The following is an 11,794-nucleotide window of genomic DNA, read 5'->3' as shown; positions in this document are numbered from 1 at the left end:
TATTGTACGTTTCATGAAAAAGTACTTCATAGGGAAACACCTCGGAGATAATGTCGATTTGTTCGAAAGGGCAAGAGCGTTGATGTTCTACCGCTTCGTGCTCACCTTCAGTCTCCTCTTCCTGCTGCCTGTTTTTACAGATGTGGCTATGGGATGGAATAAGGTGCTCATTAAGCACCTGACGGATCTGGCGGTGATCTTTCTTCTGCTTTATTTCCTGCGGAAGTTTAAAGTGCTCGACACCTCCATTATTTTTTTCTTTTCCTACGCCTTGATTTCCTACCTGTTGGCATTTATGATGCTGAATCCGGTAAAGCTGGATAGTGTTTCGATCGTATGGTCAGCGTTTTTTCTGACTATCGGTGCCTTGTTGCTGAGGGGATGGACGAGAATTTTATATTGCTGTTTTCTTGGTTGGGTTCCGATCATTTATGTGTTGCTGAATGCTCAGCTAAACGGCCTCCTGACCGTACATGCAATCACTGAAAGCATACCCGGAGAGGCCCCGGTTTTTCTGAATTTCATCCCTATCCTTCTCACCGTTACGGCTATCTGGAGTCATATGAACACCATTCGGGAAGCCCGGACGATTATTACTGAACAGAAATTGCTTCTGACTGAAAAGAACAAAAGCATTTTGGATAGTATTAATTATGCGCAACGTATCCAGCATGCGAAACTGCCGGACCTGTCGCAATTTGAAACCTTCTTCCCGGAAAGTTTCATCTTGTATAGACCGAAGGATATTGTGAGCGGCGATTTTTATTTTTTCCGGGATAATGGCAACACGGTAAGCGTAGCGGCGGCTGATTGTACCGGACACGGAGTCCCCGGTGCCCTCATGAGCATGATATGTACAGAAAAACTGGAGGAGGCTCTTTCTGTATCGGATCATCCCCCGGAAGTTTTGAAAAATGTAAATATCAGGGTGAAGCAATCTCTGCGGCAATCGGAAGAAGAGGAAACAGGAAGAGACGGGATGGACATCGCACTTTGTACTATAGACAGAGCGAACCGTACAGTGAAATTCTCAGGGGCAAACCGGCCGTTGTGGATCATCCGCAAGGGAATGGACAGTATCGAAGAAATTAAGGCAACCAAATGTTCCATTGCCGGACATACTCATGACAACATGGTTTTTGACAGCCATGAAATCAGGCTGCAACCGGGCGATCTACTCTATCTTTTTACGGACGGCTATGCAGATCAGTTTCATGGCAAGACCGGAAAAAAGATGATGACAAAGCAATTCAAATTGACCTTGCTTAGTATCCGATCCCTCCCTATGCAGGAGCAGGGGAAGTATCTTGGGAATTTTTTCGGTGAATGGATGGGAGGTGCAGAGCAGGTGGACGATGTGCTGGTGATCGGGATCCGGCTTTGATTCACCATTTCTATTTGCACACGCATTTTTTTCGTCTGTATTTTTCACTGTTTTGTCTTACCTTGCATAGGGAACATCGTTTCGTTCGTAAATTTTAGGATACAATGGTTCTTTTTCGGTTAAAATATTTAACCAGGGGGGGCGTTTCAGTTTTTAAATGCGAACCATGAGGAGGAGATTTACTCGGAATAACACCAAAAACAGAAATCATGAAAAACAACATCCTCATCGCATGTCTGCTGGCCTGGATGGCTGCGGCGGCACAAGGGCCGGAAACAGATCCCGGTCCAACAACGAATACTCCCGCGGGTGAAATTGAATTCGGAGTAAGGAGCACAGGAAGTGTTTTTACGCTTAACGGTAATCATTTTGGTTTGGGCGCGGGCTGGCAATGTCGGTACCGCATTTCCCGGACACTTAATACGGAATGGTTTTTTGACTGGATTACGACAGATATTGCGGGCCTCGGGCAGAGGGTAGATGCACACATAGGAGAGTCTATGGTTATTTATCCGGGTAAGCAAATCAAACAGGCCGGTCGGTTTACACCTTACGTACTCGGAGGATTTTGTGGTGATTACGCAAAAATTACCACTAATCTCTATTTTGATGATGAACAGGGTGATTATATGAAAAAAACACGCGACCGCTGGAGTTTTGCAACGCAGCTGGGTATGGGAACCCATTACAACTTTACCGACCGCGTAGATATTTCACTGACCGGACAATACGTGCTGCATTTCGGTGGAGATATTCATACGTACGTGGGGGAGAACAGCTACGGAGCTGAGTACCTTGCCATGAAAGAAGAAAAGGGGCATGCGCTGGAGGGACATTTCTTCCTTACCGTAAGTGCTAATTTTGTTGTAACAGATCTGCTCAAACGCAAATAAACCGGACATGAGAAACTTCATCCTTGTCCTTCTGTTCCTGCCGGCCGTGTTCTGTGCGCAGGAAAAGAAGCCCTTCATTGGGCAGGGACTATTCACAGGTAAAGGAACACTGGCAATCGGGAAGCCGCTCACTTACTCAGGAACGAATATGTACATCAGCGGAAATCTGGAGTACTACATACAGAAGAATATCTCCTTTCGTGGAGGCGTGTGGTTCTTCCTCGATAGCGACGGCATGCAGCATCCGTTCAGCAATAACAGCGGCATTTTTACCGGATACTACTATCATTTTCCGACCAAGAGTCATCTGGATCCATACATGGGTTTTGAACCTGGTGTGAGCTGGACACGACTCGCGAAACCCGAGCATCCGGAAAATGAGCCGGAGCCGTATAACCGATCCGCTTATCCTGCATCCATTAATCCTATGGCGTCAGTAACAGCAGGGCTGCATTATTATGCCAGCAAGTGGACCCATCTTTTCATGGAGGTGAAATATGCGGCCGGTACCCATATCTCGGATATCCCGGCCGTTTCCCTGAATGAATTCAGGGTGGCATTTGGTTTCGGATTTAATATCTGGACACTGCGGAAAGAGACCTGATCCGGTCTGGTTTTTTTGTACATTTACGGAAGTCCGGCGGTTGTTTGATGCAGAAGATTAGATTAAATAACCGCCGGCACTTTCACAACAGGTATGTCATCACGCAGAATTTTTGTTACCGGCATCGGTACCGATGTAGGTAAGACAGTGGTAAGTGCTATACTTTGCGAGGCATTGCAGGCCGATTACTGGAAACCGGTTCAAACCGGGAACTACTTCGGTTCTGATGCAGAAAAGTTGCGGAAGCTGATTTCCAACCCGCGAACGGTTATCCATCCCGAAAGCTATTCCTTTAAACAGTATATGTCGCCCCACGCAGCGGCTGAAACCGAGGGCATAACAATTGAGTTTGATAAAATTGTTCCTCCTGAAACATCCAATACACTGATTATTGAAGGAGCAGGAGGAATTTTAGTTCCCCTTAACCACAGGCAAATGATTGTGGATATGATCCCCGCATTCGGCGCTGAGGCGATTGTGGTGGTTCAGAATTACCTCGGCAGCATTAATCATTCCCTCATGTCCTTTGAGTGCCTGAAGCAGAGAAATATCCGGATCACAGGCTGGATCCTTGACGGGCCTTCCCACCAGCTTTCCGAGGATATCATCAATGAGCTTTCGGGCGTTCCACAACTGGGAACAATTAAGAAAGAGGCGGAGGTAAATAAGGAAATGATTCTCCGCTACGCACCATTGTTTGCGAAAATCTGATGGGCAGAAAGTCCCACCTCTTTAACTGGCATCCTTTTACCCCCGGAATGAATGATAGTCCGGAGCAAATAAAACGCGGTAAAGGACAATATCTTTACGGCTCAAACAACCGGAAATATTTTGATGCGGTGTCTTCCTGGTGGACCTGCACACACGGGCATGGACAGCCGGAAATTGTACGGGCAGTGCAAAAGCAGATTGCTATTCTGGATCATGTGATGTTTGCCGGGTATACCCATTCAGCAGCTGAAGAATGTTCACGGAAATTATTGACATTGCTTCCCGCAGAGCAGGAAAAAGTTTTTTACTCCGACAACGGCAGCACGGCCGTTGAGGTGGCAGTGAAGATGGCCCTGCAGTTTTGGAAAAATAAAAAGAAAATTCGCCGGAAAATACTGGCCCTTAAGGGAGGTTACCATGGTGACACATTTGGCGCTATGAGTGCGGGAATAAGTTCTGGTTTTTTTTATCCGTTCCGAGAGTACTTGTTTGATGTGCAGGTGATAGACCCTGCTGACATCCGGAATCTTGCTCCGGTAATCAAAGGAGCCGCCGCTCTTATTTATGAGCCACTCGTGCAGGGTGCTGCAGGGATGAAAATGACAGATCCCGGAAAGCTGGAAGAACTACTTCATACATGCAGGAGAAACGGGATACTGCTGATCGCTGATGAAGTATTTTCCGGCTTCGGACGAACGGGAACACTCTTCGCCTCTGAACAGATAGAGATAAAGCCGGACATTTATTGTTTTTCTAAAGGACTTACTGGTGGTGTGATGGCGCTGGGTGCAACAGTGGTTTCTTCCCGGGTTGCGATCGCCTTCCGCTCCCACGATCCGGAAAAAATGCTGAGACACGGACATTCTTATACTGCCAATCCGGTTGCCTGCAGTGCGGCTTCCGCCTCACTTGGTCTTCATCTCCGGCGTAGTCCGGATGCCGGAATCAGACGGATTACTTCTGTAATTAAGGAACTTTCTCCGGAAGCGGGGGAGTGGAAACGGGTTAAAGAATCCCGTGCACTTGGAACCATCCTCGCGATAGAAGTAGCTGTACCACAAGGGTATTTTAAGAGATCACTCGCAGAAGCTGAAATCTATTTTAGAAAGCGAGGTACCATGCTGCGCCCGATCGGGAATGTGATTTATATGGTACCCCCTTATTGTTCCCGACGCCAGGATCTTGTGCGTGCGTTTGAACAGATAAGAGATTTTATACGCCTGCTGAAATGAACCCCGACTCCAGGAAAGATACCGTCTTCATGATCCTTGCGGGATTTTTTATCACCAATGCAATTATGGCGGAGATGATAGGAGGTAAGATCGTCAATTTCGATTTTATGGGACTATCTTTTATTCAAAGTATAGGTATTCTTCCGTGGCCGGTTGTTTTTCTAACTACTGACCTTATCAATGAATATTATGGGAGAAAGGGGGTGGTACGACTTTCTTTGATAACCGTAGGACTCATCCTCTATGCCTTTTTACTTCTCTTTATCGCTATTGATATTCCGGCGATCAAGGGATCTTCCGTCAGCTTTGAAAGCTTTAAACAGGTTTTTGGAACATCCCAGTGGATTATAGCCGGAAGTGTGATCGCTTTTCTTGTTGCCCAATTGGTGGATGCCTTTAGCTTTTCAAAGATCAAAGGCTTAACCGGAAATAAAATGATCTGGCTCAGAGCAACAGCTTCCACCGCCATTTCACAGCTTATGGATACTTTCATTGTTCAGTTTGTGGCCTTTGTAATTCCAGGAGCGTGGACTGCGGAGGAATGGATGGAAAGAGCAAGCTGGGGCTATTTGTTTAAGCTAATGGTTGCCCTTGGACTGATTCCGGTGATCTATCTCGTACATGGTGTGATTGACAAGTATCTTCAGAAAGAAAGATGAAATTCATAGGGAGAAAAATATCATACCTGGAAAAGCCGGAGGAGTGTAGTATCGTAATTTCCTCCTCCCCGGATAAAAAGCAGGGATACTTCCGGATGATCTGGTTCTTACTCTGGACCGCCTGCGGAATCGTAGCCATCAGCTTTTTTCCTGCCGTTACTGTGAGGGAGCAAAAGGTGATGCTATTCGTTTTTCTTGGCTTCTGGCTGTATTTTGAGTGGAAAAGTCTGCAACTTTTCCTTTGGAAATGGAAAGGAAGAGAGGTGATCAAAATCCGGCCCGATGGCTTGCGCGTGGGTGAACGGACCTATGGCAAAGGCAAGGCTCTCCTCTTCCGTTACGACGGTTTCAGAGAAATAAAAAAAGTGGTGCAGAACCGGTCTTCGCCTCTGAACATCCTGCGCGCGGTGGATCTATTTGCACGGAACGGGACCATTACGCTGAATTATTTCGGGAAGGAATATTCTTTCGGGTACGATCTGGCGGAAAATGAAACCGCAGAGTTGTATTCCCTGTTGAGGCGGGAAATACGCAAATACAAAAAAGATTAGAATTTAGATCGGGTGCGTTTTTTGTACGAGAGCTTATACGCCATGGTAATGTGTACAAACATATAGGCATCCTTGTCTGTAGGATCGCCCCGCTGCTGGCCTTGCCATACGGAACGGGGAGAAGGGCCCTGGCCGAGTGAAGGATCAGCGAAATAAACATGCAGGGGATCGTTGTTATAGTAGGTGCGTATAGAATCCGTGTAATAGGTGCTGCTCACATCGTCCAGATAATCCGTGAATGTTTTTCGCATTCCCACTTCCAGTCCAACCGAAAAATAACGCGTAAATAAATGTTTGATGCCGATTCCCAGAGGAATGGCAATGGTTACGCGGCTGTATGGATCAAGGTCAGGTTTGATACCCTGACCTTCTGTTCCAAGCGGCTGAAGCTCGTACCAGCCACCGTTAATATATTTGGCTTTGGGATTAAAATAAAGCCCGGCAATTCCTGCAAATCCATAAACATTCAGTTCAATATTCTTCCATCCGCGGGCACCTTTGATTTTGTACCGGTGGCCTGGTTGTTCTTTGATCAGGTGTCCCTCAATCTGGAAAGAAAGCTCATAGATGTTGGATTTGAAATGCAGCTGCCGGTTGTTTCGGTAAAATTCATCTGTTAGCTTATCGTCGCCACGCACAATCCCCCATGCGAATAATCCTTTCACGCTCCAGTGTTCGTAAACACGGTAGCGGAGACCTGCCGCCACAGAAGGACGAGTGAGTATAAGTTCGAGGTCTTTAAGTCCGTTGGTTCCAATCTGATCTGCGCCACCCAGGTCTCCCAGAAAGTTAGTAGCACCGATTCCGAGAAGGGCTTCATAACGGAATTTATTCCAGCGCTGCGCATCGGCGGTAATGCCAAGAAAAAGAACGAAAATCAACAGTACGGAACGGTTCATCACAATCAGGCAAATTTACGGAATCCGGCAAAAAAAACACTTACTGGCCTGACAATCAATGAACAAGATATTTGTTCATACAAGTTGTTTTATCTTGAAAATCAGTGATTTAGGTATTTTTTTGCCTCCCGGCCAGACAAGGAAACTTTTTGCAGGCAAGGTATCCAGGGCTTCACCGACACTCCGGAAGAGGCCGGCGGAGAGTTTTCCCTTGCGCATGGCAGTTTGGAAAAACCCGGATGGGAAGGTGGAGGTAGCGCGACGAAGAGAGAGGAGGAGGGCCTTACGGTGTTTAACACGCAATTCATTGGTAGTAAAACGCCGGTCTTTGAGCAGGGATGTGCAGTTTATCAGCACACAAAGATCCCTGAACTGTTTGTCGGTTCCCACTGCCAGTACCAGCTTTTTTTTGTCACGGGTAAGTATGGTTTCGCCGTAAGGAGCAATGTTGGGATGCAGCATGCCTTGTGGTAGGGGCATTTTTCCACCCAGCAGATAATTGCCGGCCTGGTTGGCAAGGGAGGCCATGGCGGCATCCATAAGCGAAACCGACACAAGTACTCCTTTTTTTCCTTCGGCCAGGGCGCAGAGAATACCTTCCTTGAGCTGATGTGCCGCAAAAAGATCAATGAAAGCGACCGGCAGTTTCGCCGGTTGTGTACGGGTGCCGTTCATGCTGAGCATTCCGCTTTCGGCCTGCAGCACGAGGTCGAAGGCCGGCCGGTCGGGCTGATCGTGGTACCCGGCGATCCTGCCAATGATGGCGGAAGGATTCATGCGATGCAGATGCACAGGTGAGAGCCCATATTTTTTTTCAGTACCACGGGAGAAATTGACGATAACGATGTCGTGCGAGCGCACGAGTTTCTCCAGAGATTTTCTCTTGCCCGGGTCACCGATATTTATGCGTACTACTTTTTTTCCGTGATTCACGGAGAGGTAATATGCCGAGGTACCTTTAGGGGTTTGTTCTCCGGGTATTCTCCAGCTACGTGTGATATCGCCGGAGGGCGATTCTACCTTGGTAACAGCGGCGCCACATTCAGCGAAGAATTGCCCTACGGACGGTCCGGCCAAAACACCGGCGAATTCCAGCACCCTGAGATCGCTCAGTTTCATGTGAGATGAAAAAAGCCCACTCTTGCGGAATGGGCATTTGGGTAAGTAGCCGTGATTATTTTTTCGTCTTGCTCTTGCCGGCCTTTGCGGGACCTTTGTTTCCACCCTTTTTCTTTTTCCGGCGTGTATTGCCATAAGAGCCGAGGCGGATCTTGCCTTTTTTACTGCGTTTATCTCCTTTTCCCATGATGTTTGGTTTTAACGAGCCAAAAGTACGAAATTATTGCTGTCCGCTCCGTTCCAGGAAATCTTTCTCTATACTATCACAGCGATGGATAGAACTCCTGTACCATTCCAGCAGCACCTGCTCTTTTTCCCGTTCCGTCAGTTCCCATCCGGAAAGCCGGTGCAGTTTTCCAACCAAATGACTCAGGCAGATTGCGGCCGAAACAGAAATATTAAAACTCTCAGAGAATCCGTACATAGGGATTCTCACATAATCATCCGCCATCTCACGAACCGTTTCACTGATTCCTTCCAGCTCCGTACCGAAAATAAGTGCAAGGGGTTTGTTGATGTGCAGTTCGCGGATGTCAGTATCATTGCTGTGCGGGGAAGTAGCAACCAGACGATAACCCTTCTTTCGCAGCGACTCAAGCGCTTCTTTCGAGTTTTGTTCAGTCCGGTTGTACTTTATTAAATTCAACCATTTGGTGGAACCAAGGGCTACATCCGGATTAATCGTATACTTGTTTCGATTCTCAATGATGTGTACATCCTGTATTCCGAAGCAGTCACAGGAGCGCAGCACGGCGCTGGCATTGTGTGGTTGGTAAATATCCTCCAGTACAACGGTGAGATGCCGCGTACGCCACCGGATCACCTCCATGAATTTCTTCTGCCGGGCTTCGGAGATGAAACCGGAAAGGTAATGAAGTAAAGGCGCAAGACCTTCAGGCTTTTCCATTAGAACGCGCAAGGTATCCGCACAAACGATAGAGCATCCGGGCACCTACATTAGCATCCCATTCATCCTTCCCCGGAGAAATTTCATTCAGATCAAAGGCGATGAGTCTGCGGCCGGAAGCGAGTAGACGCTCCACGAGTACACACGCCTGCTCGAATTCAAAGCCCCCTGCAACGGGCGTTCCGGTGTTCGGGCATAGTTTCGGATCCAGTCCGTCAATATCGAAGCTCAGGTATACTTTTTCTCCCAGCGACGAAACAATATCATCGCAGATATTCACCCACGAAATACCGTTATATATTCGCTGCCTGATATCGCGGTCGTAGAAGGTTTTTACCTTCGGATTTTTGCTTGATATCTCCGCCTCGGCCTCACAGTAATCCCTTATTCCTGCCTGTACCAGTTTGTTCAGCCCTTTCAGCCGGAGCGCATTGAACATTATGGAGGCATGACTGTAGGTGAAACCTTCATACGCTTCACGTAAGTCGGAATGCGCATCAATCTGCAATACAGAAAATGTTCCGTGAACTTTTTCCAGCGCTCTCATCATTCCGAGGGGGGTGCTGTGATCACCTCCCAGTAATCCCACCAGTTTGCCTTTCCGAAGGTGTTCCAGAACGGTCCGTTCCACGTGGGCGTTCATTTCTTCGCACGCCTTATTCACCCGGGTCACCAGAGCCTTCATTGATTTATCCTTTGCCGGATTTTTACCTTCAGACAGTTTGCGTATATAGGCGCTCGTTTGTTTACGAAGTGTGTTACTTTTTTTCTGTAAGGCCGCCGGGATACGATCCATCGAGATGCCGGCTTTCCAGAGACCGGGTACCTGTGGATCATAAAGATCTACCTGGAAGGAGGAGTCAAAAACAGCTGCAGGGCCTTTCGCTGTTCCGGATCCGTAGGATACAGTTACTTCCCAGGGAACGGGTACAATCACAATAGCGGCCTCATCGTTCGAAAAAGGTAAACCGAAAATATTCAGATTTGTGTCGCCCACAGAATTTGGATCGAAGCCGGCGATCTTATTTTCTTTATTGCCCATAGAGTAAAGGTGCAAAAAAAATCCCGACCTCTCGGTCGGGATGGGTTATGAAAACAGGGTAGGGATTACTTGTTCACTTCACTGGATAATTCCACACCGGCTTTGAACTTGGCAACGTTCTTAGCGGCTATTTTGATTTCTTTTCCGGTTTGGGGATTTCTTCCTGTACGGGCGGCACGCTTGGTCACGGAAAAAGATCCGAAACCAACCAGGGCAACACGTTCTCCTTTTTTCAGCGCCTTTGTAATGGAATCCAGGGTGGAATCAATCGCACGTTGTGCATCAGATTTAGAGATTTTCGCTTCGGCAGAAACGGCATCAATAAGCTGGGCTTTGTTCATAGAGGTAAAAGTTTTTGTTACACGTTTTAAAAGGGATCGCAAATATATAGGAAAGTGCATACCGCTTTACATACCCCGGCAGGAAAAGATTTTATTGTTCATAAATGCACATTACCTGTTAACAAATTGCCCCTGAAACCATTGAAAACAGGGGTTTTTGTCATTTTGTAAGGATTCCTTATTCATACTGCAAAGGATTGATCCGGGAAGGAGAACCCCCGGAGGAAATCAGCCGCGGGCATACGTTTCTTACCGGCAGCCTGCAGGGAGAGAATATCCAGACTCCCTTCCCCGCATCCAATGAGTATGTGGCCTCCCTCACAAAAGATCTCTCCCGGTTTAAGCCGGTGGTCAGATGTTCGTACCTGGAAGATCTTCACAGGAAGGATGCTGTTACTCCCGCAGTGAAATTCGGTCCAGGCCGCAGGGTAGGGTGAGAGTCCGCGTACAAAACGATGCAGATCGGCAGCAGTTGCAGTCCAGCGAATGCGGCAGGTCTCTTTGAATATTTTTGGTGCCACAGGTAATTCACCCGATGCCAGTTCCGATTGGGGAACGGGTTGGATTGATCCGTTCTCGATCGCCCTGGCGGTGCGTATAACCAGCCCGCTTCCGGCCCGCATTAGTTTATCGTGCAGGGTACCTGCATCATCCTCTTCCGTAATGGGTACTTCTTCTCTGAAAAGGATATTTCCGGTGTCGATCTCCTCCCGGATGAAAAAAGTTGTTACACCGGTAATCTTTTCTCCATTCATAATGGCATGGTTAATGGGTGCAGCTCCGCGGTAGCGGGGCAGGAGGGAGGCATGAAGATTAATGGTTCCCTTTGTTGGCATTTTCCATACGGCTTCGGGTAGCATACGAAATGCTACCACAATGAACAGGCCGGCATTGAGCGCGCGCAGTTCCCCGAGAAATCCTTCGTCTTTTAAATTGGCCGGCTGAAGAATCTTCAGTCCTTTCTCTGCTGCAAATTTTTTAACATCAGAGGCGCTGAGTTGCTTCCCTCTTCCTGCCGGCTTATCCGGAGCCGTTACTACAGCACACACATCCATTCCCGCGTTCAGCAGTGCTTCCAGCGATGTCTTTGCAAACTCCGGTGTCCCAAAAAAAACAATCTTCAATTTCGGCTCTTAATATCTTCAATTTCCACCATCTCGCCGGCCATACAGATAGACATGCTCCCCTTTTTAGCGGGCTTGAATTTGACCCATACGGCTTTATTCTCCACCCGGAAGTCTTCCGGAAGATTCTGCGGTTCTTTCTTTGTCTTATCCTCCATTTCCAGCATCCACATGCATCCGTCCAGTGCGTAATTGATCACGGTCGCTTTTTTATAACCCAGGGCGGCATAATCCGGTTCGGGTGGTGCTTTCTTTGCACAGCAGGAATGAATGGCAACAGCGATCAGGAGAAGGAGAAGTGTGCGGGAGATAATTTTGTTCATAAGCT

General features: G+C 47.7%; 15 protein-coding genes. 7 read left to right on the top strand and 8 right to left on the bottom strand.

Annotated features, from left to right (window positions below; all coding sequences use genetic code 11):
• The first annotated feature begins 13 nt into the window (after nucleotides 1-13).
• From IT233_09350 to IT233_09320, 7 genes are all read left to right on the top strand, one after another.
• Nucleotides 14-1,384: a SpoIIE family protein phosphatase gene (locus IT233_09350; protein MCC7302836.1), complete on the top strand. Its 1,371-nt coding sequence runs from the start codon at nucleotides 14-16 to the stop codon at nucleotides 1,382-1,384.
• 209 nt (nucleotides 1,385-1,593) lie between these two features.
• On the top strand, nucleotides 1,594-2,277 hold the full coding sequence (locus IT233_09345; GenBank protein MCC7302835.1) for a hypothetical protein: 684 nt from the start codon (nucleotides 1,594-1,596) through the stop codon (nucleotides 2,275-2,277).
• Between the two features lie 7 nt (nucleotides 2,278-2,284).
• Entirely contained in the window at nucleotides 2,285-2,881 is a 597-nt protein-coding gene (locus tag IT233_09340; protein MCC7302834.1) for a hypothetical protein, read from the top strand.
• Between the two features lie 93 nt (nucleotides 2,882-2,974).
• On the top strand, nucleotides 2,975-3,592 hold the full coding sequence (gene bioD, locus IT233_09335) for a dethiobiotin synthase (GenBank protein ID MCC7302833.1): 618 nt from the start codon (nucleotides 2,975-2,977) through the stop codon (nucleotides 3,590-3,592).
• Nucleotides 3,592-4,824, top strand: a complete 1,233-nt coding sequence (bioA, locus tag IT233_09330) for an adenosylmethionine--8-amino-7-oxononanoate transaminase (protein MCC7302832.1) — start codon at nucleotides 3,592-3,594, stop codon at nucleotides 4,822-4,824. The genes bioD and bioA overlap by 1 nt, the downstream gene beginning before the upstream one ends.
• Nucleotides 4,821-5,483, top strand: coding sequence for a queuosine precursor transporter (locus IT233_09325; protein MCC7302831.1), 663 nt, complete (start codon nucleotides 4,821-4,823; stop codon nucleotides 5,481-5,483). The genes bioA and IT233_09325 overlap by 4 nt, the downstream gene beginning before the upstream one ends.
• Nucleotides 5,480-6,034 carry a hypothetical protein gene (locus tag IT233_09320; protein ID MCC7302830.1) on the top strand — a complete coding sequence of 185 codons (555 nt, stop codon included), beginning with the start codon at nucleotides 5,480-5,482 and terminating at the stop codon, nucleotides 6,032-6,034. The genes IT233_09325 and IT233_09320 overlap by 4 nt, the downstream gene beginning before the upstream one ends.
• Here IT233_09320 and IT233_09315 read toward each other — a convergent pair.
• From IT233_09315 to IT233_09280, 8 genes are all read right to left on the bottom strand, one after another.
• Nucleotides 6,031-6,933 (bottom strand): hypothetical protein, encoded by a 903-nt coding sequence (locus tag IT233_09315; GenBank protein ID MCC7302829.1) that lies wholly within the window; start codon nucleotides 6,931-6,933, stop codon nucleotides 6,031-6,033. The two genes, IT233_09320 and IT233_09315, sit on opposite strands and share 4 nt — an antisense overlap.
• Before the next feature lie 75 nt (nucleotides 6,934-7,008).
• Nucleotides 7,009-8,052, bottom strand: a complete 1,044-nt coding sequence (locus IT233_09310) for a CoA transferase (protein ID MCC7302828.1) — start codon at nucleotides 8,050-8,052, stop codon at nucleotides 7,009-7,011.
• 55 nt (nucleotides 8,053-8,107) lie between these two features.
• Nucleotides 8,108-8,239 carry a 30S ribosomal protein THX gene (locus IT233_09305; GenBank protein ID MCC7302827.1) on the bottom strand — a complete coding sequence of 44 codons (132 nt, stop codon included), beginning with the start codon at nucleotides 8,237-8,239 and terminating at the stop codon, nucleotides 8,108-8,110.
• A 33-nt stretch (nucleotides 8,240-8,272) separates the two neighbouring features.
• Nucleotides 8,273-8,959: an RNA methyltransferase gene (locus IT233_09300; GenBank protein ID MCC7302826.1), complete on the bottom strand. Its 687-nt coding sequence runs from the start codon at nucleotides 8,957-8,959 to the stop codon at nucleotides 8,273-8,275.
• Nucleotides 8,946-10,001: an agmatinase family protein gene (locus IT233_09295; protein MCC7302825.1), complete on the bottom strand. Its 1,056-nt coding sequence runs from the start codon at nucleotides 9,999-10,001 to the stop codon at nucleotides 8,946-8,948. Before IT233_09295 ends, IT233_09300 begins: the two co-directional genes overlap by 14 nt.
• Before the next feature lie 65 nt (nucleotides 10,002-10,066).
• Entirely contained in the window at nucleotides 10,067-10,342 is a 276-nt protein-coding gene (locus IT233_09290; protein ID MCC7302824.1) for an HU family DNA-binding protein, read from the bottom strand.
• A 182-nt stretch (nucleotides 10,343-10,524) separates the two neighbouring features.
• Nucleotides 10,525-11,466 (bottom strand): methionyl-tRNA formyltransferase, encoded by a 942-nt coding sequence (locus IT233_09285; GenBank protein ID MCC7302823.1) that lies wholly within the window; start codon nucleotides 11,464-11,466, stop codon nucleotides 10,525-10,527.
• A complete protein-coding gene (locus tag IT233_09280) occupies nucleotides 11,463-11,789 on the bottom strand; it encodes a hypothetical protein (protein MCC7302822.1) in 327 nt (108 codons plus the stop codon). The genes IT233_09285 and IT233_09280 overlap by 4 nt, the downstream gene beginning before the upstream one ends.
• Between the last annotated feature and the right edge of the window lie 5 nt (nucleotides 11,790-11,794).

This window comes from Bacteroidia bacterium, assembly GCA_020852255.1.
In the GTDB taxonomy this organism is placed as follows: Bacteria; Bacteroidota; Bacteroidia; order JADZBD01; family JADZBD01; genus JADZBD01.
This window is presented reverse-complemented; position numbering and strand designations above follow the sequence as displayed.